This is a genomic window from Verrucomicrobia bacterium CG1_02_43_26 (genome assembly GCA_001872735.1).
In the GTDB taxonomy this organism is placed as follows: domain Bacteria; phylum Verrucomicrobiota; class Verrucomicrobiia; order Opitutales; family CG1-02-43-26; genus CG1-02-43-26.
Genome location: MNWT01000006.1, coordinates 88,550 through 111,859, shown reverse-complemented (window position 1 = coordinate 111,859; position 23,310 = coordinate 88,550). Strand labels below are relative to the sequence as shown.

At 43.5% G+C, this 23,310-nt stretch carries 21 protein-coding genes and 3 tRNA genes; 7 read left to right on the top strand and 17 right to left on the bottom strand.

All coding sequences use genetic code 11. The features are described from left to right. Nucleotides 1–11 precede the first annotated feature (11 nt). Both AUJ82_02675 and AUJ82_02670 read right to left on the bottom strand, forming a co-directional pair. Nucleotides 12–1,031 carry a threonylcarbamoyl-AMP synthase gene (locus AUJ82_02675; protein ID OIO60342.1) on the bottom strand — a complete coding sequence of 340 codons (1,020 nt, stop codon included), beginning with the start codon at nucleotides 1,029–1,031 and terminating at the stop codon, nucleotides 12–14. A gap of 27 nt (nucleotides 1,032–1,058) precedes the next feature. Then, nucleotides 1,059–1,265: a 30S ribosomal protein S18 gene (locus tag AUJ82_02670; GenBank protein ID OIO60341.1), complete on the bottom strand. Its 207-nt coding sequence runs from the start codon at nucleotides 1,263–1,265 to the stop codon at nucleotides 1,059–1,061. A gap of 113 nt (nucleotides 1,266–1,378) precedes the next feature. Here AUJ82_02670 and AUJ82_02665 point away from each other — a divergent pair. Further along, nucleotides 1,379–1,453: transfer RNA gene (locus AUJ82_02665), tRNA-Arg, on the top strand. Nucleotides 1,454–2,044: 591 nt separating this feature from the next. Here AUJ82_02665 and AUJ82_02660 read toward each other — a convergent pair. From AUJ82_02660 to AUJ82_02650, 3 genes are all read right to left on the bottom strand, one after another. Then, nucleotides 2,045–4,498 (bottom strand): hypothetical protein, encoded by a 2,454-nt coding sequence (locus tag AUJ82_02660; GenBank protein ID OIO60340.1) that lies wholly within the window; start codon nucleotides 4,496–4,498, stop codon nucleotides 2,045–2,047. Between the two features lie 105 nt (nucleotides 4,499–4,603). Further along, nucleotides 4,604–5,962 (bottom strand): hypothetical protein, encoded by a 1,359-nt coding sequence (locus AUJ82_02655; protein ID OIO60339.1) that lies wholly within the window; start codon nucleotides 5,960–5,962, stop codon nucleotides 4,604–4,606. Between the two features lie 278 nt (nucleotides 5,963–6,240). Next, nucleotides 6,241–6,684 carry a hypothetical protein gene (locus AUJ82_02650; protein OIO60338.1) on the bottom strand — a complete coding sequence of 148 codons (444 nt, stop codon included), beginning with the start codon at nucleotides 6,682–6,684 and terminating at the stop codon, nucleotides 6,241–6,243. Nucleotides 6,685–6,946: 262 nt separating this feature from the next. On the opposite strand from AUJ82_02650, the gene AUJ82_02645 reads away from it, so the two are divergent. Next, nucleotides 6,947–7,903 carry a mannose-6-phosphate isomerase gene (locus AUJ82_02645; GenBank protein ID OIO60337.1) on the top strand — a complete coding sequence of 319 codons (957 nt, stop codon included), beginning with the start codon at nucleotides 6,947–6,949 and terminating at the stop codon, nucleotides 7,901–7,903. Nucleotides 7,904–7,943: 40 nt separating this feature from the next. On the opposite strand, the gene AUJ82_02640 is transcribed toward AUJ82_02645, so the two are convergent. From AUJ82_02640 to AUJ82_02610, 7 genes are all read right to left on the bottom strand, one after another. Further along, nucleotides 7,944–8,028, bottom strand: a tRNA-Leu gene (locus AUJ82_02640). A gap of 77 nt (nucleotides 8,029–8,105) precedes the next feature. Beyond that, nucleotides 8,106–8,468: a 50S ribosomal protein L19 gene (locus AUJ82_02635; GenBank protein ID OIO60336.1), complete on the bottom strand. Its 363-nt coding sequence runs from the start codon at nucleotides 8,466–8,468 to the stop codon at nucleotides 8,106–8,108. A gap of 13 nt (nucleotides 8,469–8,481) precedes the next feature. Beyond that, entirely contained in the window at nucleotides 8,482–9,165 is a 684-nt protein-coding gene (locus tag AUJ82_02630) for a tRNA (guanosine(37)-N1)-methyltransferase TrmD (GenBank protein OIO60335.1), read from the bottom strand. A gap of 27 nt (nucleotides 9,166–9,192) precedes the next feature. Then, nucleotides 9,193–9,480 (bottom strand): 30S ribosomal protein S16, encoded by a 288-nt coding sequence (locus tag AUJ82_02625; GenBank protein OIO60334.1) that lies wholly within the window; start codon nucleotides 9,478–9,480, stop codon nucleotides 9,193–9,195. Nucleotides 9,481–9,632: 152 nt separating this feature from the next. Continuing rightward, a complete protein-coding gene (locus AUJ82_02620) occupies nucleotides 9,633–11,588 on the bottom strand; it encodes a phosphoglucomutase (protein OIO60333.1) in 1,956 nt (651 codons plus the stop codon). A 78-nt stretch (nucleotides 11,589–11,666) separates the two neighbouring features. Beyond that, nucleotides 11,667–12,872: a hypothetical protein gene (locus tag AUJ82_02615; GenBank protein ID OIO60332.1), complete on the bottom strand. Its 1,206-nt coding sequence runs from the start codon at nucleotides 12,870–12,872 to the stop codon at nucleotides 11,667–11,669. A gap of 322 nt (nucleotides 12,873–13,194) precedes the next feature. Then, nucleotides 13,195–13,722, bottom strand: a complete 528-nt coding sequence (locus AUJ82_02610; protein ID OIO60331.1) for a hypothetical protein — start codon at nucleotides 13,720–13,722, stop codon at nucleotides 13,195–13,197. 327 nt (nucleotides 13,723–14,049) lie between these two features. Between AUJ82_02610 and AUJ82_02605 the strand changes: the two genes are divergently transcribed. Together AUJ82_02605 and AUJ82_02600 are read left to right on the top strand one after the other, a co-directional pair. Next, entirely contained in the window at nucleotides 14,050–14,595 is a 546-nt protein-coding gene (locus AUJ82_02605; GenBank protein OIO60330.1) for a hypothetical protein, read from the top strand. Nucleotides 14,596–14,807: 212 nt separating this feature from the next. Next, on the top strand, nucleotides 14,808–15,359 hold the full coding sequence (locus AUJ82_02600; protein ID OIO60329.1) for a hypothetical protein: 552 nt from the start codon (nucleotides 14,808–14,810) through the stop codon (nucleotides 15,357–15,359). Between the two features lie 48 nt (nucleotides 15,360–15,407). Here the strand turns inward: AUJ82_02600 and AUJ82_02595 are convergent, their stop codons facing one another. From AUJ82_02595 to AUJ82_02580, 4 genes are all read right to left on the bottom strand, one after another. Further along, nucleotides 15,408–16,172: a hypothetical protein gene (locus tag AUJ82_02595; protein OIO60473.1), complete on the bottom strand. Its 765-nt coding sequence runs from the start codon at nucleotides 16,170–16,172 to the stop codon at nucleotides 15,408–15,410. Nucleotides 16,173–16,276: 104 nt separating this feature from the next. Next, nucleotides 16,277–16,353 (bottom strand) — tRNA-Val (locus tag AUJ82_02590). A 121-nt stretch (nucleotides 16,354–16,474) separates the two neighbouring features. Continuing rightward, nucleotides 16,475–17,899 (bottom strand): hypothetical protein, encoded by a 1,425-nt coding sequence (locus tag AUJ82_02585; protein ID OIO60328.1) that lies wholly within the window; start codon nucleotides 17,897–17,899, stop codon nucleotides 16,475–16,477. A 9-nt stretch (nucleotides 17,900–17,908) separates the two neighbouring features. Continuing rightward, nucleotides 17,909–18,274 (bottom strand): hypothetical protein, encoded by a 366-nt coding sequence (locus AUJ82_02580; protein ID OIO60327.1) that lies wholly within the window; start codon nucleotides 18,272–18,274, stop codon nucleotides 17,909–17,911. A 2-nt stretch (nucleotides 18,275–18,276) separates the two neighbouring features. Between AUJ82_02580 and AUJ82_02575 the strand changes: the two genes are divergently transcribed. From AUJ82_02575 to AUJ82_02565, 3 genes are read left to right on the top strand one after another with little or no spacing between them, the layout of a single operon-like run. After that, nucleotides 18,277–19,089: an ATPase gene (locus tag AUJ82_02575; protein ID OIO60326.1), complete on the top strand. Its 813-nt coding sequence runs from the start codon at nucleotides 18,277–18,279 to the stop codon at nucleotides 19,087–19,089. Then, complete coding sequence (locus AUJ82_02570) at nucleotides 19,086–19,844, top strand: hypothetical protein (protein ID OIO60325.1); 759 nt, start codon at nucleotides 19,086–19,088, stop codon at nucleotides 19,842–19,844. Before AUJ82_02575 ends, AUJ82_02570 begins: the two co-directional genes overlap by 4 nt. Next, nucleotides 19,810–21,459 (top strand): hypothetical protein, encoded by a 1,650-nt coding sequence (locus tag AUJ82_02565; protein ID OIO60324.1) that lies wholly within the window; start codon nucleotides 19,810–19,812, stop codon nucleotides 21,457–21,459. The genes AUJ82_02570 and AUJ82_02565 overlap by 35 nt, the downstream gene beginning before the upstream one ends. A 6-nt stretch (nucleotides 21,460–21,465) precedes the next feature. Here AUJ82_02565 and AUJ82_02560 read toward each other — a convergent pair whose 3' ends face one another. Next, the gene (locus tag AUJ82_02560; GenBank protein OIO60472.1) at nucleotides 21,466–23,277 is read right to left on the bottom strand and encodes a capsule biosynthesis protein CapD; all 1,812 of its coding nucleotides are present in this window, start codon (nucleotides 23,275–23,277) and stop codon (nucleotides 21,466–21,468) included. Nucleotides 23,278–23,310: the final 33 nt, after the last annotated feature.

The following is a 23,310-nucleotide window of genomic DNA, read 5'->3' as shown; positions in this document are numbered from 1 at the left end:
AACTGCTATGCTCATTTTGCTGCCGCACGGGATAATCGGTCATTAATAGCTCGACCAATTCCACTATCAGGGGCTCTTTCAACAGACATAGCACAATATTGCCCATTATCAAGCACCTGCATCAGGTCAAAGAGATTGCGAGCAACATCTTCAAGGTCGCCATGCTCACTTAACCAAAAACGTTCTTCGTTTTCAAAAACCGGCTTTATGTCCTCCTGTGGTCTTTTTTGATAAACGACAGCGATTTTCTTTCCCTCAATGGCCTCGATTGCTGAACTTTTCGGCGCGCTGCCCTGCTCAAATAAGTAAATTGAACACCGTGGGCTATAATGCTTCTCCAGCAGACCAGGTGCTAATTGCGCGATATTTTGGCTCTCCTCATCTGCATTACTTTTCTTAGTGGCGGAAGCTTCCAACTGCGCAACCGCGCATTCTAAGACCTTTTCAATATCTTCTCGGCTAATCGGCCCTGAGCGCATGATCTTCGGCTGCTCGTTATGTCCTAGATACAAAATAGTTGATTCTAGACCAATTTCACAGGCTCCGCCATCCAGCACCATGGCAATTTTTTTTCCTAAAGTCTTCTCAACATGTTCAGCCTTTGTAGGGCTCACGTAACCAAACGGGTTTGCGCTTGGGCAGGCTAGGGGAATGCCAGCTTTCTCTAGGACCGCTCTAAAAAGCGGATGCTTCGGCATGCGGATTGCCACCGTATCCAATCCAGCCGTTACTAAATCTGGCACAACCGGCTTTTTCTTAAGGATAATTGTTAATGGGCCAGGCCAAAATGCTTCTGCGACTTTATAAGCTTCCGTGGTAAAATGAGCCAATGCTTCTGCTTGCTTTAAGTCGCGCACATGGATAATCAAAGGATCAATCAAGGGACGACCCTTAACCTCAAAGATCTTTCGTACGGCAACAGTATCCAGGGCATTTGCCGCAAGCCCGTACACAGTTTCCGTTGGTAACGAAACAAGCTGCCCTTCTTTAAGAAAATGGGCAGCCTGTAAAATTGTATTCGCGTGCAACAAGCCGTTATTAAACGGTTTTTAGCAGCCTTACATCATCACTTTCATATTACGAGCGCGTTTGATCGTTTTCGTAATATGGCGATGTTGCTTGGCGGATAAACGGGTAATGCGGCGTGGCAATATTTTGCCTGTTCCCGTTACGAAGCGTTGCAGCTTTTGTACGTCAGCCCACGTAAAGTCTAAAGGATTCAAAGAATGCTTCGGTTTTTGTTCTGTTTCGTTTTCTGTACTCATAGAAGGAATTGATTAAAATTCATTATTCAAAGAATGACAACACAAAAATTAACCTTTCTTGACTTTTTTAACAAGACACTTATTCTAACCCTTTTAGAAACGAAGTTTTTTGGGTCCCCATAGTTTAATGGACAGAACCGCGGTTTCCTAAACCGTTAATCCCAGTTCGATTCTGGGTGGGGGCACCATTTCTGCCATTTGCAACTGCTTATGGCTAAGATTTTTAGCGATATTCTTAGAGGATTTTGATTGGGTACACATTTGATCATATGAAATTCTGGGGTTATTGACCGTCTTTTTTTCACAAACCCTAATATAACTATATTAAATAAATAAATTTCTTATTATTATTATGCTTCGGGATTTGCGCTAAAATCTTATTAAGCAATTGAATAACAGTTGTTTGCGAATTATTTTCTTTGTTAATAACTTCGGGGGTTATTCCCATGTCTTGTGGATATGTTTAGATACCCCAAAAACTCCCCATGCTTTTCAGATCTTATTCCCTAGATATTCACAGTCGGTATTTTTGGCATACTTCTTTCCTTTATTTCCCCCAAAGACAGCTTTTTTGGGCGAAATTTACGATTTGGCGATGTGAGATAACTTCACAAGGGTTATAAAGATCCGCTAATGGCTGTAGGATTCTTTAGCGCAAAAAAACTTATGCACACTTCATTATAATGCATTTCTCGTCATTGAGGCTCCTTCAGGTGCGTTTGCTAAAGCAGTCAAAAATTCTTAGATAGAGACGGGATAGTGCTGCAAGTGATTTATCCTCAATACGGAGCCAAGTCGCGCAAGATTTCTCGAGGCTGGGCTCCATTTTCGGGCCCTACGTATCCAGCATCTTCCAGAATTTCCATGATGCGCGCGGCGCGGTTGTAGCCTATCTTTAAACGCCTTTGTAGCATGGAAGTCGAGGCTCTTTGTGAGGTGCGAATGACTTCCAATGCTTCTGGTACAAGATCATCTGACCATTCATTGGCATCTGAGCTTCCGCCTTCATCTCCGGAGTCTATTTCCTGCTGAATATGTTTTGCAATCTGTGGAGGACCGTTTTGTTTTAAGAAATCGATGATCGCATTAATTTCTTCATCTGAAACAAAAGCACCTTGAGCTCTTACCAAATCCGCGCTACCGGGAGGCAAGAAAAGCATATCACCACGACCAATGAGTTGATCTGCCCCACCGCAGTCTAGAATTGTCCTGCTATCTACCTTAGATGCTACTTTGAAAGCAATTCGGCAAGGCAAGTTGGCTTTAATGACACCCGTGATTACATTTACCGAGGGTCGCTGAGTGGCTAAAATCAAGTGAATACCGGCTGCGCGAGCTAGTTGTGCCAAACGTGCGATACAGGTCTCAATATCAGCTGGAGCAACCATCATCAAATCAGCCAATTCGTCTATGATGCAAACAATGTAAGGTAACTTTGATTTAGGAACTTCGATGGAAGCGTCTCGTGGGACTTCGATGTTGTTTACGGCAACACGCTCCTCAGGAGAGAGGGAAGCCTCTAGAGCGGCGGCCTTTTGCCCTTCTTGCTTGTCCTTTAATACCTTTGCGTTAAAGCCGGCAATATTACGCACGCCCATTTTTGCAAAAATTTGGTATCGCCGCTCCATTTCTGAAATCAGCCATTTAAGAGCCCCCGGTACCTTTTTAGGCTCCGTGACGACTGGGATCAACATATGGGGAAGCGAATTATATAACTGCATTTCCACGATCTTTGGATCAACCATGATGAACCGCAAATCTTCCGGGCTGGAGTGATAGAGCAGAGACGCGACCACGGCATTAATACAGACTGTTTTACCGGCACCAGTAGAACCGGCAATCAAAAGGTGAGGCATTTTAGTTAAGTCTGCCACCAACGGTTTACCCGTTACTTCTTTACCCAAGACAACTGGAATTTCCGCTTTGGTGTTGGCCCATGCAGTAGATTCAATGATCTCTCGCAAACAAACCGGCATGGGGTATTGGTTGGGGATTTCTACTCCCACGCAACCCCTTCCTGGCACGGGTGCTAAAATACGGACTGATAATGCTTTTAGCCCAAGGGCGATATTTTTTTCTAAGTTGGCAATTTTCTCAACCCTCACGCCAGGAGCAGGTGTCACATCATATCGCGTGATCACCGGTCCAGTATGAACTTCGGCAGGAATCACTGCTACCCCGAATTCAGCAAGTGTTTTTACCAGATTGTCCGCGCGTTGCTGGTGGTCCTCTTGGGCGTGTTGTTGTACGGTCGGCTGTTGAAGAAGCTCTAAAGTTGGGAAAATATAATTACCCCGTTTAACCGGTAGTTCGACAGCTGCCTTTTCAATTTTCTCTTCGGTATAAATTTTCAAACCATTATCAGATTCTTTAGAGATGCCTTTATCGGCCTTGGGGGCAGTTACAGCGAACTGCTGTTCTTTTGCAACAGGTACTACCTCTTTGATTTTAGCAGATTTCACCTTAGGGAGACGAACGGTTTCAGATTTTTCTACAACACCGTCCACTCGGGTTTCATCTCGTTTAAAAATATTTTTGATTACCTGTGATAAACGCTTTCCTGAGCCAGAAGTTAAATTGGCAGAAAGGAGCGCGCAGGTTTTAAGATTACGCTGAATGTTTTCAAACGTTTTAGCCGGGGTTTCTGCTCGCGTAAACGTGCCGACTAGGCCAACACAGTACGTGACTAATAGCAGAAGGGTTCCGCCAAATTTTCCTAAATTACTAACCAAGAGGCCGGAAAATAAAAAAGAACCTACAGAGCCACCTAAACCATTTGGATAAAGGTTCGTGGGGATTTTTCGTAAAAATGCAGGGGAAAGAATACTGGTTTCGGCCATGCTTAAAAGACCAGCAAAGCTGAGCAGCGCGATGCCCAAAAAAACATACTTCCACATGCCAAACAAATGGCTCAATCGAAACGCAAAGGCGTAGGCGAGCCAAAATAAAAGCACAGGCACAAACCAGGCAGTGAAGCCCAGTAGATAAGAAAACCAAAATGAAAGGGTTGCCCCGAATTTACCGACCAAATTGATTGGCCCGTGGGGATCGAGTGCCGCAGTTGTAATCCAGCGGCTTTGCCCAGGCTTATAGTCCCAAAAGGCAACCGAGATTAATATCCCGAGTGTCAAAAACAGCATTCCCCAGAGTGGTTTGGGCTGGATCGTTCTTTGGCCAAGCGTGTTGCTATTATTGGGTGATCGTGTGTCTTTTCTGGTCTTTTTTTCTCTCAAAACGGGCTTCTTCTAGGTTCTGAAACCAGAATACCCGCTTATGTAGAGAAAACAAGGACGTTTATTTACCGTGCCCCAATTCGTAATACGATTTCGATATAGCTATTAATTGCCAAACCAAGACGCAAGGTAATCTTTAACACCATCGACGGCTTTGCGTCCTAAATCTTGGTATACTTTACTATTCGAAGCAATTCCATCTTTAAACTCTTTGATATTATCTGCATATGAATTTTCTTTGCCATTCTTAATAACCTCACAGAAATGGCGAAAATAGGTAATATTTTGAAGGTTGCCTCTAATGTCACTGCTTTCGTCAACGAGTGCGTAAGCTATTTTTACCAACGTTTCATCGTCCTGGTCTATAAGCCCAAAAGCTGCTAGAATGGCAAGAGGATCTCCTCCGGCTGTTTTGTAGGTAAGGATGAATCCTTCTGTGATATAAAGGTTATCTTCGAGGAATTTTCTGGCTTCTTGTTTTTTGTCATCAGATTGTAGTCCGCTAAAATAAACGTAATCAGTTATAAGCTTTTTAAATGTCTCGTTAACCGGGTATTTTTCAGGCTTATCTTGGAGGCTCTTCCACTCGGCACAGTCTGCAAATAAATCTTTCAATGTTTGTACGTGTTCTTTCGGAATTTCTTTTCCGAGACACTTCGTTAACGTTTGCATTTTGTTATCCACATCTACTTGAATGCGTTTTTCTTTGTCTTCCGGTGTTTCTTTTGTGGAAATAGTTTCGGACTCAAGTTCTTCTTCTGGTTTGAGTTCAATGCCTTCAACCTCATCATTACTGACGTTCAAATTGTCATCTTCTGGAAACTCCTTTTGATAATCATCATTTTCATCAAGAGCAGAAAAGAATTCGTAATTATCATAAGAATTTTCTGTATTTTCGGACAATAGATCCGTTTCTTCATTGGACTCATCGGTATCGCTTTCCTTAGATGTTTCTATAGTGTCGTTGTTGCGTTCTTTGATTTCATTTGCGGAAACTTCGGAGCCCTTATCGTCATTGCCAGAAAGATCTTTTGACTCTTCTTTGATGAGCAGTTCTCGTTCATCGTTCTTAGAGGAAATGGTTGTGGATATCGTTGAAGAATCTCCTTTGGTGCCGTTGGTTACGCTATTCTCGTCCGGAGGTGATGACACCTTATTTTCGCTTGATTCTTCATTATTTTTGATCTCATAGGTATTATTTTCGACAACCTCAACCTTTCGGCTTGTTAACGCAATAATGCCGACATTTAAAAATAGTGCGGATGCAATTCCAAATGCACCCCCCATAAAACCGCCAACAATGCCCCCAATGACCGCCCCGGGCACATTTCCCAGTACACCGCCAAGAAAAATACCGCCACCAATACCTACACCTATGCCAAGCCCCGTGCTGCCAAGCCCACTTAATACACAAATTCGCTTTTGAAAAAGCTCGTGGTTGGATTTTTTTTCACTAACCTCCATCTTTTTAGCGAGAGGGTTAAAAAACGGGATTGCTAACTAAGGGATAGACTTGATATATTTTTTAAAGAAAAAGAGGAGTAAGGAGAGTTCAAGCATCTCTTTTGACTTGGAATAACAATGGGTTTTTCTATGGAATCGAGCAAGGTAATGCCTGACCGTAGCATTAAAACTTTCAATGACATGGGTAAATCGCTTACCCTTTAAGTGTCTCCATGGATTTAAGAAGGTTTCATAAGAGAGCCAGTGATCTGTAGCATACCAGCTGCATTTTATATCCGCTACCTTATTCCATAATTTTTGACCCGTGGCATCTTCACGACTACCGCACTCGAAGGCAATGGGACATCCTCTATTTCGATCAAAAGCAATCCAGACCCAACATCGTTTCTTTTTTTTTGAATAAAATGCCACATCTCATCAAGCTCCATAATCTCAACAGCCTCCGGCTTTTTATCTTTACTCAGCTCTTTGATTGTATAACCAAAATGGCGTATCCACTTCAGTACGGCTACATTGCTGACGCTCAGCACCCGAGCTATCCCTCTAAACCCTAACCCTTCCAGATACAAGTGCAGCGCAAGGCGCTTGATCTCTTTTGACTTGCCTCTTTCTTTGCGTTCTAGCGTGAAATTATATCCACAACTTTTACACCTATACCGCTGATTTGTTCGAACTTTCCCGTTCTTTACTACTGTCTCTGTTTTGCATCTTGGGCACTTCATCCCCTCATCTTAGACCGCTTTTTCCCGCATGTCTATCCCTTAGTTAGCAATCCCTAAAAAACATTGAATCCCTTGAATTGCTATTAGCTTTATACATTGCGTTGTTTTTATTGAGTGATTAATTTAACTATACTTTATTATATACGATTTTAGTAAATTGTCAATATTATTGCTATGGCTATAGTATGATTATAGTGTTAATTTGTGTGCGCCCTGAATTCAGGCTTGCGTTTATCTCCATATAGGCCAGCATAGGTATGCTATGGACTGTATTTTATTCGACCCGCTTTATAAGGAACGTGTTTGGGGTGGAGATAAATTTGCCCATTTCTTGGGTAGAGAGCTACCCGGGGTTAAAAAAATCGGTGAAAGTTGGGAAATCGTGGACCGCGCGGAAGATCAATCCGTGGTTGTGAATGGCGAATTTAAAGGACTTTCCTTAAGGGAGCTGCTGAAAAACCATGCACCCAGGGTCATGGGGAGCCATTGGGACAACACTAAGCCCTTTCCTGTGTTAATAAAATGGCTGGATTGCCAGGAAAAATTAAGCCTACAAGTTCACCCGCCAGCTGATATTGCTCGAGAATTAGGAGGAGAGCCCAAAACAGAGAATTGGTATATTGCTGATGCAGCGCCCGGGGCGCTTTTGATGGCAGGACTTAAAAAAGGAACGAAAAGAGCCGATTTTGAGGCTGCATTATCTGAAAATAATCTGGAAAGCTGTATTCATGAAATCAAAGTCATAAAGGGTGATAGCTTATTTGTTCCCAGCGGACGCTTTCATGCTATTGGCGCGGGAAACCTTATTCTAGAAATTCAGCAAAATTCAGATACCACATACCGAGTCTATGACTGGGGCAGGGTGGGGCTAGACGGCAAGCCGCGCGAAATGCATGTTCAGGAAGCGTTAACAAGTATTGATTTTAACGACTTCGAGCCAGAAGTTGTTCATCCGGATGAGTCACAAAAGGTTGCACTATTAGCCGATGCCGAAATCTTCAATATTGAACGTGTGAGGCTTGCCGAAGAAGACCCCGCAATGATTTTCCCTCGCGGCGAACAGCCCCGCATCCTTTCGGTTGTAGCGGGTGCTATTGCAGTCAATGACCATGCATACCCGATTGGGACTAATATATTGCTGCCGTACGCGGGAGAATTTAGACTTAAGGCGGCATCGCCAAGCGCAACGATTCTCATAACAAGCAACTTTACTCGTTAAGCAGATTATGTAAGAGGGGATTTTGGGGGTAGTAAAAAAATGGTGCTCAAAGCGGGACTCGAACCCGCACGGCTTGCGCCACACGCCCCTCAAGCGTGCGTGTCTACCAATTCCACCACCTGAGCATCCGGGAAAACATCAATAAAAGAACATTTAGCGAAAGGGATCAATCTAAAAATATCACCCTTTATAGGAAAAGGGATTAACCCTTTCTCGCATAACGCTGTTCTTTTACCTTATTGGCTTCTTTACCAATACGAGTGCGCAACCAGTACATTTTAGCACGCATCACGACACTTTCGCGATCCACTTCAACCTTTACGATACTAGGTGAGTGAACAGGGAAAACGCGCTCTACGCCTTCACCTTGATGATAGCGACGCACAGTAAAGGATTCTTCAATACCTCCACCCTTGCGAGCAATTACGATACCGGAAAAAATCTGGACTCTCTCCTTGTCGCCTTCACGTATGCGTAAGTGAACACGTACTCCATCCCCAATTTTGAAATTGGTGTTTTCAGGTCTTAATTGTTCTTTGGTAATGTTTTCAATAATTTGATTCATAATAAATAATTGGTTAATTTGAAATTAAATCAGGCCGGCAGGCAAGCGTCTTTTGAACACGTTGTTGCTTGCGCCATTCATCGATTTTTTGGTGGTTTCCCGAAAGTAATATGGACGGGATGCCCATGCCATTATATTGGAGGGGCCGTGTGTATTGCGGAAACGTCAGTAAGCTATCGCTAAACGAATCTTGATCCAAGGATTTTTCTTCCCCAAGGACTCCCGGCACAAATCGTGCGACAACATCGATTAATACAGCCGCTGCCACTGTTCCGTTTGTGAGAATGTAGTCACCGATAGAAATTTCTTCGTCTACGTAAAGATCACGAATACGTTGATCAACCCCCTCATAATGACCCGATATCAAAATGATGTGACTTTCCTTGGCCAGTGTTTTGCCAATGGAAGTCTTTAGCGGTTTTCCGTCTGGGCACAAATAAACGACTTTCGTGTGCTCGCGTTTTAACGACTCTATGGCCTTGCCTAGTGGCTCAGGTTTAAGAACCATTCCGGCACCACCGCCAAACGGCCTATCATCTGTCAACTTGTGCTTATCTTCTGCCCAATCCCGTAGGTTATGGGAGTTGATTTTTAAAACCCCATGCTTTTGGGCTCTCCCCAGCATGCTTTCCTCTAGAAAACCACTGACCATGCTTGGAAAAAGCGATATCAAGTCTATGGTTAACAAAGGTTCCATGGTAGCGAAAGGGCTTTTGTGGCTTAATTAAGCCGCAGCAAAAGATTGTACAGTTCCGTTTTCCGGTGTTTGTTTACGAGCTCTTTTGATGAGATTGGTGACGGTGTCAGAGGGCTGTGCGCCAACTGATAGCCAGTGATCAACACGGTCAATCTTGATGTCATAAACACAAGCTTGGCCACATGCTTGTGGATCGTAGTGTCCGAGGAATTCAACAACGTTACCGCCATCTCTGGGAGCGCGTGAATCAACAACAACAATTCGATAAACAGGATGTCCTTTTTTTCCGTGTCTTTGCAGTCTAATTTTTAACATGGTATAATATCCGTAATGTTAGCAGTTTTTCTAAGTCTATTCATGAAACGTTAATTAGGGATTATTGTCAAGCGTAATCGAGAAATAATTCATCCCTAACAATCGCTATTGTGTGCCTGACGGGGGTCAGGGTTAATAAATATCTACCTATTTTAAAGAGCTCTGTCAGCTCTTTTCTGAGCATCCTCATTGATGGCGGTTTTTAAGGCCTCTATTTCCTGCTGAGTCGTGTTTTTGACCGTTTCAAGCTCTTCCGGGGAAGCGACATGAGACTGGGCGAATAGGTAAAATTTAATCTTAGGCTCTGTTCCACTGGCGCGAACGGCGTAACTAAAGCCGTTCTCCAGGGTAACGAAAAAGAAATCTTGTTGCGGAATGGGTTTCCCGTCGGCATCTTTTATGCCACCTTTGGAAAAGTCTTGTACATCCTTCACCGCGAGGTTCCCGATCGCTTTGGGGGCAGATTTTTGATAACTCGCCAAAATATTGCTAATTTTTTGAGAACCAGAGGCGCCTTCGTAGTAAACATTTAAGAGGCTTTCGCAGAAATAACCATATTTTAGGTAAAGGGAATCCAAATACTCCAAAATGCTTATATCCTGTTTCTTTAAGTAAGAGTAGAGCTCGCAAAATTGTAACGCAGCGGCACTAGCATCTTTGTCCCGCACTTTATCACCGGCTAAGTAACCGTAACTTTCTTCTCCGCCAAAGGCAAAATAGGTACTATAGTTTTGGAGCAGGCTTACTCGCTCAATTCGAGGAGTATTATCGTAATCGAGTGCGATTCCCTCTTCTTCGAGCAACTTAGCCTTTAAGGCGAGCTCGTAGTCGTAGAGTTTTTCACCGATCCATTTAAAACCCGTCAGGGTGTTAATAATTTTAAGGCCGTAGGAATCCGCGATGACTTCCTGCATCGGGGTAGTGACAAATGTTTTGATGAGCGCGGTGTTGGAGTTATCCCCCTCTTGAAGAAGGCCATATTCCTTAAATCGGCTCAAGCGGTACTCTAGGAGAAGAGAGCCTATATTGTTGCCGGTGAGATATTGGTATTCGCCATTAGCATTTTGTACCGCGACACCCATTCTGTCTCCATCAGGGTCTGTTGCGAGGACGACTTCAATATTTTTTTCTTTGGCTAATTTTACTCCCATGGCCATGGCCTCAGGATTTTCCGGGTTAGGGGATTTAACCGTTGGGAAGCGAGGATCCATTACCATTTGTTGCGGTACAACTTCGACTCGTATGCCGTAGTGCTTCATGGCGGGCACGGCTGAAATATACCCGGTACCATGAATCGGAGTAAAGACTACCTGAACCTTTTGTTCCTTTAAAAGGTGTTCGTCTATGATGGAATCTTGCAACACATCCTGAAACGCTACATCTGCATCCATTGGGAGGGTGATAACGTGTTCAATGTTCTTTGCTAAATAGAGAGGGATCGCATTTAGGGGAATTGCATTGACGGCATTAATAATACCATCTGCGTGAGGGGGGACGACTTGCCCGCCATCCTCAAAATATACCTTATAACCATTATCATGCGGTGGGTTATGACTGGCAGTGATTACGATGCCGGCTGTTGCCTTGAGATAACGCACGGAAAAACTGAGCTGTGGGGTAGAGCGAGGGCCGTCAAAAATAAAGGCAGCTCCGCCGCATTGAGTCCATACAGAAGCTGCTAGTTCGCAAAAATGACGTGAGTAGTGACGCATATCATGCGCAATTACAAGCTTAGGGACATCCAGATTATTGAGGTAAGATTGGCAATAGTTAAATAATCCTAACGTGGCCTTCACGATGTTAAAGTCGTTTAAATAAGCGGAACCAACGCTGGCATGCTCCGGAGCGCCCTCTTTGCTGGGGGTACCCAGTTCTGATTTGGGAACAATATTTCCGATGGTGCGGCCACGCATCCCTCCGGTTCCGAATTCCAAGGTCTTGTAGAAACGGTCATTTAACTCGTCCCAGGCTGATTGCTGAATTAATTCATAGATGGAATCCTTTGCCCATTGGGGGAGGAAGTCTTTATTAATCCAACCTTCCAGATTTTCATGAGTGGATTCAAGCAGTTTTCCTTCAGCAAGTGCGTTTTTTAGTGTACCAACCATTAATGTTTACGCTAATGAATCCTGCGATTGGGGCAAGTTTAAACGTTTTAGGATGTAGCCTGATGAGGTGTTTCATGCTTACCAACCAGGCGCTATTTTTTTCGGAGCTCTGTGGATGAGGAAGTGGTAAAGTATTGCGCCTAAAATGGCTAACCCAGTAAATACAAACCCAATGTCCAGGGAGGAGCCCTCCTTTAATTTGGCTACAATAAAAGTGGTTAAGGATCCTAAGCCCATTTGTAATAATCCGTAGACGGCAGCGCAAACACCGGCGATATGCCCAAAATTGTCAAACGCGCCCGCGTAAGCGTTACTAAAAATGAAACCGGCTCCTGTGGCATAAAATACGATGGCTAAAATAATCGAAGGGACGGAGATAAATCCCGTGGAAGCTATTATTATTAAAAAAAGACCCGCAAGCAGCATAAAGCCCAATCCAACTAATATGGCTCTGTTTAAGCCCAAGATGGGTAAATATCGTATATTTAGGCTAAACCCGCCGGATTGAGCGATTGCGATAAAAATAGAAAGTAAGCCGAAGACGGCTGCGGATACGCCAAGTTGAACCTGTAAAATGAAAGGAGCGGCAGTGGCATATGTCATTATTCCGGAAAACGCGATCCCCGAGCACATGGTATAGCCCCAAAAATGCCTGCTTTTTAAGGGTTTTTGGAAATTAGACAGGAGCGTGCGGAAATGAAGCGCGTATGCATTTGGCCGTTGGTGCGTCTCCGGGAATCTGAAAAATATATAAATAAAAACGCTGAGCAAGAGAATGGACGCGATGCCGAAATTTAAGCGCCAATGGCCATATTGTTGTGCAAAACCGCCTACGGCAGGTGCTAGGCCGATCGTAATTGATATGACGATCCCGATAAACGAACTGTATTTGGATAAATCGTTTCCACTGAAAGCATCTTTCATCATGGCGCGCGCTAAAAGACTAGCCCCGCCGCAGCCAATGCCTGCGATAAACCTTCCCCAGAGTAAAAACGGAATGCTATAGGCAAGCATACACATAACAGATCCCACGAGACCTGTCATAAGGGATATGATGAGGATAGGCCGCCTGCCGTAGCGATCTGATAAAGGTCCAAGCACTAAATGAAATAGACTGAACCCCAAGAGGAACAGCGTTATGGTGTATTGGATTTGGGTATCCGGCGCATCAAAATATTTTGCCATTGCAGGCATCGAGGGTACGTGCAGATCCATCATGCCAATGGATACAATGGCGGTTAATAATGTCGCACGAAAGACAGATTTGCGATGGGTGGTATCCATTGGTAGAATTTATAGAAGGCAATAAGGGGTAAGCGCAAGAGGAAAGCAGTCATTATTCCTATGATCTTTGGGCTGAAGATGACATCAGATGAGTATTTCGGGTGCTATTCAGGGCTGTAGTAAATACCCCCCAATCTTTGGCAAATATCGAATAAATGATATGTCTTGGTGGAGTTGTTACTTCAGGAGAGACACGACCTCTAGCTCGAGATGCGAGGGCGTAATGAAGTACTTTCGAAGTGGCCAAGCGTGTGATCTATAGTCTGAATCACTTTCAGCAGTCTCTCGAGCGATTAGCAGAGAAATTACCCGGTGCTTTTTATCAGCGGAAAAGCCTCCAAAGGTCAACTCTCCAAGATTGTGCTTGAATAGAAATCAGCTTATCGCCGCTATCGCTCAATACTAGTCTAAAAAAGCCCCAGCCTACCTCTTCTCCTCTGGCATTCAAAAGCTTTGCCCCGACATCTCCCGTCTTAAACGGTTCTAGCAATGATATGCCTTTCAGCTCTCCTTTGGCTGTTTTAGAATAAACGCCCACAATATATTCATCAACAGTAAATTTAAATGAAGTTATGACAATTTGAGTCACATCATCTATACCAGGATCTCCTACGCTAACTTCACGCCCCGGAGTGCCCTTGTAAGAAATGGCCACCCTTTCGCCATCTCTAGTGACAAATGTTATATCAAATTCTATATTAGATATGTGAAAGGAATGGGCAATGGCATTCCACTGCACGAAAAAGGGAACTGTAAGTTGACCTACTTTAACCGATGCGACAGTCTGACTAACTTGGAAACCCATCCAGATTCCCAAAAAAGCTATTATTAGAGTTATTTTCTTTAGCATAATGATTTAATTCTTGTTTGATATAGCAATAATTAAGCATACGCCAAATATGACATTTCGTCAATGAGTGGCAGTTTTTTTATACAAAAAATGCCGAGTTCAAATAATTATACACTCTTGTAAATTTACGACGGAGACGCACTATTTTTTTGTGTATAAAGGTAAGGTTAGCATTTGTCAGTAGCTTTCTGGATAAACTGTGAAGAATAACAAGAACAGCTTATTTTTGATGAAATTAAATAGGGAGATAAAAAACCTTTCCAATTTTTGACAAATATCGAAATAATGGTATACTAAGTTTGTAATATTATTAATTAAGTGGAGTTTATGGTTATGTTGAAGAAAATTAGTTTTTTGGTTGCAATAATGGGAGTTTTTCTTGGTTTGCAGCTCGTCCAGAGTGTTGCATCTATTAAAGTAGAAAAATACACAATACCTTTTTATGTCCATTGGAGTGTAAAATTTTCCAATATAAAATATGCCCCTTTTGCAATAACATTTGTTGGAAGAGATGGTGAGACAAGAGAGATGACTTTCACCGGACGTGAGGGAGGGGAAGTTAGTGTAGGAGATCCTGGTATGGATGATGTGACTCAAATTATTATACACTCGTGTAAGTTTACGCTTGAGCAGCACAGCTATTGGCCTTTTCCGATTTGGGAAGGGAACGCGACAGGAGAACTTGAAGGGATATCTTTGTTTGAGCCGTTTAATAATAACCAGGAAATTATGGTAAAGCTTAAGAATGATCAGGGTGTTGAAGTCGGAAATGGATATTTCAAAATAGTATTGGATGAAGCTACGGGTAAATTGACCTCAATTCATGCGAATTCATGGGGGCGAGACTTAGGCAACCTCACATACAGAAAATAGTAAGCATTTTTTAGAGGGAAGACTAAATGGTTTTTCACTTGTATGAGCTAAGGGGCTTTAAGTAGAACCTTAGCTCATCTTTTTTGATGCTTGAAATTGCTAAAGTACGATTTCTTGCAATAGTTATTTAAGGTCACATGTTTTTTTGACAGATTTCGATTATCTCATATCATACATTTAGCTACATAAATAAAAATTTGAGTGTGTTGATTATGATCTTAAAGAAAATATGTTTTTTAATAAGTACTGTGAGTCTTATTTTTGGGCTTCAACGACTAACAGTATCCGCATTTGGGGATATCGAAAGAATTCAGACAAATTTTCATGTCAGTTGGAATACAAAATTTTCGAACATTAAGTTTATAGAACTTAGTTTGGAATTTGTGACTCGGGATAGTTCTCGAGTACCCCTTGTTGTTAAGGGGGATTTAGGGCAGGTGATAGAGTTGGGCGATAATAAAATTTATGATGTTGTTCAGGTTATGGTACATTCTTGTAAATTTACGATTGAACGATATACCTATTGGCCGCTTACCCTGTACACGGATATCGCTACGGGGGAAATAGAGTCAGTTTCGTTCTTTGAGCCGTTTAATCAGGGGATGTTTGTGGATACAAAGTTGTTGAATGATAAAGGTGAGTTGGTGGGAAATACTGGGGTTGAAGTGTTTATTGATGAACGCACGAGTGCTATAACTGAGATTAGGATGAATTCAGGATCAAGTGCTATTGAAAAACTTGATTTCAAGAAAGCCCCACTGTAGCCTGACATGTAGGCATAAACGAGTGTGCCTAATTGCCCATGAGGGATTTTACTTTAGCTTATTGGCTATAAGTAATGGATCCTTTTGCGGTATGAAATGGCGTGCCAGGTAGATGATGGGGGTGTCTATAATGGCGAAAATGACGCGTATCCAGTAGGTGCCTAGTATATAGGTGAATAAAACAGTTTTCCAGGGCAAGGGGTGTGGAGCCAGGACTATCCAGGCAAGTGTGCTGAATAAGACGCTGTCTATTAGAGCTGAAAGGATCGTAGAGACATTATTTCGTAGCCAGAGATAGCGCCCGCGGGTGAGTTTACGAATGGCAGTGAAAACCCAAACATCGTACAATTGACTGGTTAGAAAGGAGACCATTCCTGCTAGGAAAAGAGCCGGTGCAGGGGTAAATATAGCGCTTATATTATCGTGGGCAGGAAGTGCCCATTGAAGGCCTTCGGGAGCGGTTGCAGGGTCTAGTGGACGAAATCCGAGGGTAATGTGCATAAAGAGCGTCATCAGGAACATACCTAGCATGCTTAAATAAACCCCATTGCGAGCGGTTTTCGCGCAATAATATTCGGCAAGGATGTCTGTGCAAAGGAAGATGGTCGAGAAGATGACTGTGCCGAGGGCTACGGGCTCCGGAAGCAGAGAGAATTGGACGACTTTGAGTACCTGAATGTTTGCGGCAATAACCCCAATAGCCATGTAGACATAAAGCCCTATTGCTCCAAACAGCCGTAATAATAGGATAATGCTGGCAAAACAGGCAACGAGCAGAATGCCCCAGATTGCTTCTGGTGGCAGGCGATGCATGGCGTTTACCCAAGATTGAGCATTTATGTTGGCCAAGGTGATCATAAGTGTCTTTAAAATAGAAAATGCCCCACAAGTGATTGCGGGGCAATATTTAATAAAAATGGTGGGAGATACAGGATTCGAACCAGTGACCTCTTGCGTGTCATGCAAGCGCTCTAACCAACTGAGCTAATCCCCCTTGAAGTCAATCGAGATCTTTGTAGGATAAGTATGGCAAGGGGCAATGGCAAGATTATTTTGAGCTGTTTTAGGGGGCATTTTCAAACCTGAACTGTTAAGAAATAGGCGAAGTAAAACGCTTATTCGATATACAGTTCATTTGCTTCCGGGGAGACGATTTGGGGCTGTTGCGCCCACTTCTTCACAAAATCATCCTTGGAATCCGCGAAAAGCGGTGAGACTTCTATTTTGTTGATAGTGGCCAATGTTTCATCAGGGAGAGCATGGGAAATCCAAGAAAGAAAAAGGGTTCGCTGGTCCTTCAGGCACGTTTCCAGGGAATCCGGGCCGGTATTGTTTTTAACAGGGCTAAATTCTGAAGTACGTTCTGTTTCAATGAGAATGGGATTATGGGCTAACGGGAGGGCATCGAAGATAAAGCGCTCAAAACGAATGCCATTAGGCTCTTTGGGAGATATTGCTTTGACCTCTTTGAATGCCGGTATTGTTTTTATAGCTCTATGGTAAGGCAAGCTTTCTAATAAACCCTGTTTTTCTGTAACCGTTTCGACAAAAGTTCTGTTGAAGAGATGAATTGCCACGTTTGCCGCATCGAACGTGAGCCTTCCGTTTGGATCCCTTTGATCGACCAAGCTTGAAGGGAAATCACTATATTCGATTACTTGAAGCTGTCCATTTATGATGCAAAAAAGCCCCACCCTTTCTTCCGGCTTTGTTTTGGGAACCATTTTGGACGAAAAGTCTGATTGAGCCTCGATATGAAAACCGATAAACGCGGGGTCTATAATTTTTGCAAGCGGGTTATCTACCTGATGATAACTGATAATTTCGATATTACGCTCGGCCATGTAGTCGAGCAATTTGTGATTTTTTAGCGCATAAAAGGAACCGCCATGGCCATCAGGGCTCATGGAAATGGAAGCAGGGGATTCCATGATTATTTTGCCCTCAAAATCAATTGCCGGCATTTGGCTCTGTTGGAAAAAATGGATGTGGTTGGGCGAGAGACGAAAATAGTTATGTTGATTGAAGAACTCGAGGGTATCCTCGTGGTTAGCAAAACTGGTCATGATAAACCAATGAATCACACAGTCATATTTATTTTGAGCAGCAACGATTTTTTCCGCAAAGACTTGGAAAAGCGATTTTTCCTTAATAGGCGTGACGGAGAACGTCCCCTTCGGGCAAGTAATGCCAAGACGCGTCCCATGACCCCCTGCAACGGTTAAGACGGCTATTTTTCCTGCTGTCAGGTACCTTTCGCCCAGAGTACGAGCGCAATTCCAAGCGGAAGGATCACCCCCGTTTTGAGGAAGTCGAAGCGCTTTTGGGGGTAAAATATGCCCTGCGTTAGTATGAGAAGTAGGCTGTGTGACCGGCAAAAATTTGCTCGCTAAGCTGTGCAGGAAGGGGAGATCTATTTGTGATGCTTGGGCAAGAAGCGCTTTTTTTTGTTCAAGCGAAAGGACACTATAGGATTCAAAAACGTGAGATTGCCCCGCATTTTTAAAGGTTTGAACGACTTCGTTTTCTGTAGCAAACATAGTATGGGTTTATTGGGTCTGCTGATTGGGGAAGCGGAATATGAGCTCATTCGGGCTTGAGTATCCCAGTTTTTGGCGGACGACACGCTCAAAGAACTCTGGATCTGAAATGAGTTTATCGAGATAAAGTTCTTGAGCCTTTAGCGCGCTCTGCAATTCGCAGAGCTCATTTGACAATTTTTGTTCACGGTTAGCAAAACCTTGATATTCCTTTTTAGTTTTAAACCAGAGGGAAAGAAAAAATGTTGAGACGATCAATAACAAGAGGCACAAGAAAACGATAATAATTTTTTGAAACATACTCATGAAGGTTAAGTATTTATCAATAAAATAAAGTATTTTCAAGGCCGTTAAAAAAAGATAGGGTATAATCATGTATGTATAAGGATTACTACGGATTTGAAGAGATGCCCTTTAATATAACCCCAGATCCACGGTTTTTATATTTAAGCCCTAAGCATCAAGAAGCGTTGGAGCATTTGCGGTATGGTATACAGCAACGCAAAGGCTTTATCGTGCTGACAGGGGAAGTGGGTTGCGGAAAGACTACCCTGTGCCGCAAATTACTAGAGGAGCTGGATGAAGAGAATTTTGAAACGGTATTGTTATTAAACCCTGAAGTGACAAAAGACCAGTTGCTGCGCGATATTTTGAGGGAGCTGGGAGTAAAAGTGGCTCTCAATACGAAGGTTGATTTAGTAAACAAGATATACGAAGTTTTATTAAAGCAGATTGCTAGTGGTAAAGAAATCATCATGATCGTAGACGAATCTCAAAACCTCTCTGATGAGGTTTTAGAGCAGATACGTTTGCTTTCTAATTTAGAAACAGATAATCAGAAATTGTTGCAAATTATTCTAATGGGCCAACCCGAATTTAAAGAGAAATTGAGAGCCAAGAGGCTGAGGCAATTGAAGCAACGGGTGTTGGTTTACTATGAGCTAACGCCGTTAAATTTTTCAGAAACATTTTTGTATATTCAGCACAGGCTTACTTTAGCTAAAGGAAAGAAACTGCCGCAATTTAGTTATTGGGCATTGCGCTCGATTTTCAAAAAAAGCAAAGGCATACCCCGTATAATCAACAATTTATGTGACAAATCGTTGCTTTCGGCATATATTGGTATGAGTGATTGTGTGAGTTATAGGCATGTACGTCGGGCGCATAAGGAATTGAGACAATTATCATGAGTTTAATAAGTGAAGCTTTAAAGAAAGCACAGCGAGATAGAATGAACGCGCCGCATGCACAAGGGCATAAGCCCCAGAAGCGAGTTGTGGTATCTTCTTCGCCACCTAACCCCAAGTTGTTTTGGGGATTATTGATAGGGGGCACTTTTATCGGCATGCTTTTTATATTATTGCTCGTTGTTTTATTAAAACCGCAGGATGGTGCTACGGATTTAGAGAAAACATCCCAAGGCGGTCTGGGTAAACCAACTAAGGCAATAGAGCGATCGGCATTTGGGGAAGTTACAATCGTAAAAGCAGGGGATGAAATAGAAGCTCCTGTACCGGAAATAATAACCGGAGCAGCGATTGCGGATTCTATAAAAGAACAGACGGATCATTTATTCGCCCAAGACCGGGAATCAAGCGCTGTTTTGAAAAAATCACCCGCACCCACTCCTGGACGTGAGCTTGTTTTGCCAGAAAAAGATACGAGTGTATCGCCTTTAAATAAAGGCATGGAGGCTACCAAAACAGAATCCGCGATTATAGAGGTACGCGAAGCGCAGGAACAGAAGATAGAAGACTATATAGAGGCGTTGGATATCTCGGGTCTTAAGATTGCGGGCGAAAACAGTAAGGTATTGCTGAATAATCGAGTTTACAGTATTGGTTCATACATAGGTTATCAATTACCCGTAAAAATTGTAGAAATCACCCCCAAGGAGCTTGTGTTTATTGATGAGTCAGGAACGGAATACAGAAGGGAACTCTGATAAAGAGAAAAAGGGGCGTAAGCTAGGCCCCCCAAGTCCCGAAAAATCTCCTGAAATAAAAGAGGAGAAACGTAAACTGCGTTTAGAACGCAGAACGGATGCGCACACAATGGGCTCAAGAAGGCCGATCAAACGCACCCAAAGCGGTATTCCTTTGGATGGTAGTGGGAAGAAGCCTGTAGAACAAGCGAATGAACCTGAAGTAAAGTTGCCCAAGCCGCCAGAGGCAACAGAGAAGACTCATGCAGAAACGGAAGGCATGCCGGATTTGAACAATACTGCGATTCCTTTTCGCATGGCATTTCATTCCAAGCAATCGCCGCGATATAAGGATTCAAATTCTAAAGGGATCCCCCAAGAGGAGGAGGAAAAGGTAGAGATTAAACCACCGCCACCGCCGCCGCCAAAGCATTCTCATTATTTATTAAAAACACCAAAACCCTTTAACGAGCCTGAATCTATGCCCGGTGCTAACGATGAAGAAGGCGAGGAGCCGCCAGTATTACCTCCAGAGGCTTTGTTGCCAAAATCTAATGGAGGAAATGGAGGTAACAGGGTGAGCAAAAGAGTTTTGCCGATAATTGGCATGATTGCGGTTTTGTTTGTCGTTATTGCGGGAATTGTGATGATAGGGTTACCTTTCCTTAAAGACGAAAAAGCAGGAGTGAGCGATACCGCCGTTGTGGAAGAGGCGATGACAGAGCTAAAAAAATTGACCGGAGAATTTGATAAACCGCAACAGCCGGTTGCCTCGAAAAGCCAAGGTGCTAAGACTCAGCCAGCACAAGAAGGGGCAGTCCCAGGAGTTGCTTTAGAGCAACAACCCAATGCCGTGACAGCTGACCAAGTACTTAATAGTAAGGCCGTGCAGTCTAATATTGGAAAAGCGCAAGAGCCGGCTAGCGCAGCAAAGGTTCAAGAGAAGGCTTCCCAGATGGGCGTATCTGCTGAAAAATTACAAGAAGCGGTTAGTGCTGCTAAAAACGGTTCAACGGCAAAGACCGGTGTTTCTGCGGCTGCAAATGGAGTGTCTCAACCAAGAGCTAAAGAGACGACAACGATTGAGTTATCTGAGCACGAATTTAACCAACAGGTGATACAGGAAAAAGCTGCTGAAATGGGGGTATCTGAAGCAGAGCTCAAAGCTGCGATTGCTGATGTATTAGCTTCGGAGCAACCAGCAGAGGCATCTGCCGCAGGAAAACCAAGTAACAAACTAGTGAACGGGCAGGCTGAGAAGGCACCTGCTACAGAATCAACCGTGAAAGCTGTTCAAGTTTTTAAGGCGGGCGAAGAAAATACTTTAGGGGTAAGCGATCGTTTGCCTTATGCGAAAATCAAAAAAGATAAGGCAACGCAAGAGGTCGTTACTGAAGCGGCAGAAGATGTGTTCACGGGACCTGATCCTGTATTGGCTACGTGGTTGGAAGGCGTTAAAATAACGAGTGTTATTTTTAAAGGGGATAGCAGCCGCATGATCCTCGACGGAAAGATTTTTTACCTAGGAGCCGTTGTTAACCCCAGGGGGGAATTACGATGGGTGAAAGTACATGCATCCAAGCACGAATTATACTTTCAGGACGAGTTTGGGAATATATATCTGAAGCGACAATAAAAGCGTTTATTGATCGATGAACGGGGAATATTCCGGTACGAAATCTTGTAAACGCTTCTTGAGATCGTTTGCAGAAAAATGGTAAAGATCATCGCGTATCCATGTCGCCGTTGCTTGAATGGCTGCATGTGCTTGCGGCTGAGATTTTAATCGTAGAATACGTGGGTGATTGGTAGAAGTAACCTCTTCCTTGTTGTAGAGCAGTTCTTCAAATAATTTTTCACCTGGACGTAGCCCAACATACTTGATCTCTATATCCACCTCTGGCTTGAATCCACTGAGCTCCGCCAGTTGACGGGCGACATCTACAATTTTCATCGGTTGGCCCATATCGAGGATAAATATTTCGCCGCCATTGCCTTGTGTGGCGCATTGCAAGACAAGCCCAACGGCTTCCGGAATTGTCATGAAGTAACGCGTGACTTCGGGGTGCGTTACCGTAATAGGGCCTCCAGCTGCGATTTGTTTTTTGAAAATAGGAATAACACTGCCTGAGGAGCCTAGGACGTTCCCGAAGCGTACGGCCATGAAATTCGTTTTGTTATCGGGTAAACATTGGTTTGATTGTGTGATGATTTCGGCCATACGCTTGGTTGCGCCCATGACATTAGTGGGATTAATGGCTTTATCGGTCGATATAAACACAAAGCGCTCGACATGGAATTTAGCTGCCAGACGAGTCAGGATGTCTGTGCCCAGGACGTTATTCTTGATGGCTTCATGGGGTTGGTATTCCATCATGGGGACGTGCTTATGCGCGGCAGCGTGGAACACGATAGAGGGCTGGTATTGTTTGAAAATATGGTTCATACGAGGCTCGTCCAGGATATCGGCAACAACAGCGAAAATTATCCCCTTATAGCCATCCTCAATCAGTTCTTGCTCGATTTGGAAGAGCTGACCCTCGGATTGTTCCACGAGGATAAGTTTGTTGGGTGTTTTTGCCGCTATTTGTCGACAAAGCTCGCTTCCTATGCTCCCGCCCGCTCCGGTTACTAAGACGGATTTAGATTTAAGGAGATCTCGAATGTGCTCGGAGTCTAATTTTACAGGCTCTCTTCCTAGAATATCTTCCAGTTCTACAGAACGAATGCGTGAGGCTTTGATCCGGCCTGACGCAATGTCATGCCATGAAGGGACAAGTTCTGCTTTAATATTAAGCGCTCTTGCGGATTCTGTTATTTTGCGAATGCGTTGCGATGCGCTTGAGGGGAGGGCTAGGATGACTTTATCAATCATGTAGGCATTTTTGATTGCTTCCAGATTGTCGGGAGTGCCGACCACGGGGATACCGTGTATATGGCTGCCGATTTTTTTTCTGTTGTCGTCAAGGAATATGATAGGCCTCATGCCAAGAGAACGGCGCATGAGAAGATCTGCAACCAATGTAGCGCCCACATCACCGGCACCGATGATGGCAACTCGCTGTGCGGTATGCGTATGGGATTTAGAGTTGAGGAAACGCTCTCGGTAAATACGCAGTGCCACTCGGAAGATTGTAATTGATAAGATGGACAAAATGTAATCTGCCAAAATAACACCGCGAGGCGGGACATAATTGCCCCCAAATAAGAACCAGAGAAACAGAAGCGTGGTAGAAGCAATCGTGAAAGCGCTAAAAATTCGGTACAAATCGGGTAAGCGAAAGTAAGAAAGCAAGCCATTAAATTGCCCGAACATATAGAGTAAGAGGAGCTCGAACGGGATAAACCAAATGAGCGATTCCCATCGTTCTATTTGAACATCTTCGGGGATAATAAAGTCGTAGCGCAGGTAGTACGCTAAATACAAGCTAAAGGTACAACAACACGTGTATATGAAAAGAAGGGCAAAAAAACGAAGTTGAAATCG

What these genes read in the sequence shown, in the direction of transcription:
- AUJ82_02610 (OIO60331.1), bottom strand. Translation starts at nt 13,722, where the DNA reads ATGCTAAAGAAAATAACTCTAATAATAGCTTTTTTGGGAATCTGGATG.
- AUJ82_02630 (OIO60335.1), bottom strand. Translation starts at nt 9,165, where the DNA reads ATGGAACCTTTGTTAACCATAGACTTGATATCGCTTTTTCCAAGCATG.
- AUJ82_02635 (OIO60336.1), bottom strand. Translation starts at nt 8,468, where the DNA reads ATGAATCAAATTATTGAAAACATTACCAAAGAACAATTAAGACCTGAA.
- AUJ82_02600 (OIO60329.1), top strand. Translation starts at nt 14,808, where the DNA reads ATGATCTTAAAGAAAATATGTTTTTTAATAAGTACTGTGAGTCTTATT.
- AUJ82_02565 (OIO60324.1), top strand. Translation starts at nt 19,810, where the DNA reads ATGAGTCAGGAACGGAATACAGAAGGGAACTCTGATAAAGAGAAAAAG.
- AUJ82_02595 (OIO60473.1), bottom strand. Translation starts at nt 16,172, where the DNA reads ATGCATCGCCTGCCACCAGAAGCAATCTGGGGCATTCTGCTCGTTGCC.
- AUJ82_02655 (OIO60339.1), bottom strand. Translation starts at nt 5,962, where the DNA reads ATGGAGGTTAGTGAAAAAAAATCCAACCACGAGCTTTTTCAAAAGCGA.
- AUJ82_02615 (OIO60332.1), bottom strand. Translation starts at nt 12,872, where the DNA reads ATGGATACCACCCATCGCAAATCTGTCTTTCGTGCGACATTATTAACC.
- AUJ82_02625 (OIO60334.1), bottom strand. Translation starts at nt 9,480, where the DNA reads ATGTTAAAAATTAGACTGCAAAGACACGGAAAAAAAGGACATCCTGTT.
- AUJ82_02585 (OIO60328.1), bottom strand. Translation starts at nt 17,899, where the DNA reads ATGTTTGCTACAGAAAACGAAGTCGTTCAAACCTTTAAAAATGCGGGG.
- AUJ82_02645 (OIO60337.1), top strand. Translation starts at nt 6,947, where the DNA reads ATGGACTGTATTTTATTCGACCCGCTTTATAAGGAACGTGTTTGGGGT.
- AUJ82_02570 (OIO60325.1), top strand. Translation starts at nt 19,086, where the DNA reads ATGAGTTTAATAAGTGAAGCTTTAAAGAAAGCACAGCGAGATAGAATG.
- AUJ82_02605 (OIO60330.1), top strand. Translation starts at nt 14,050, where the DNA reads ATGGTTATGTTGAAGAAAATTAGTTTTTTGGTTGCAATAATGGGAGTT.
- AUJ82_02580 (OIO60327.1), bottom strand. Translation starts at nt 18,274, where the DNA reads ATGATTATACCCTATCTTTTTTTAACGGCCTTGAAAATACTTTATTTT.
- AUJ82_02575 (OIO60326.1), top strand. Translation starts at nt 18,277, where the DNA reads ATGTATAAGGATTACTACGGATTTGAAGAGATGCCCTTTAATATAACC.
- AUJ82_02620 (OIO60333.1), bottom strand. Translation starts at nt 11,588, where the DNA reads ATGGTTGGTACACTAAAAAACGCACTTGCTGAAGGAAAACTGCTTGAA.
- AUJ82_02670 (OIO60341.1), bottom strand. Translation starts at nt 1,265, where the DNA reads ATGAGTACAGAAAACGAAACAGAACAAAAACCGAAGCATTCTTTGAAT.
- AUJ82_02650 (OIO60338.1), bottom strand. Translation starts at nt 6,684, where the DNA reads ATGAAGTGCCCAAGATGCAAAACAGAGACAGTAGTAAAGAACGGGAAA.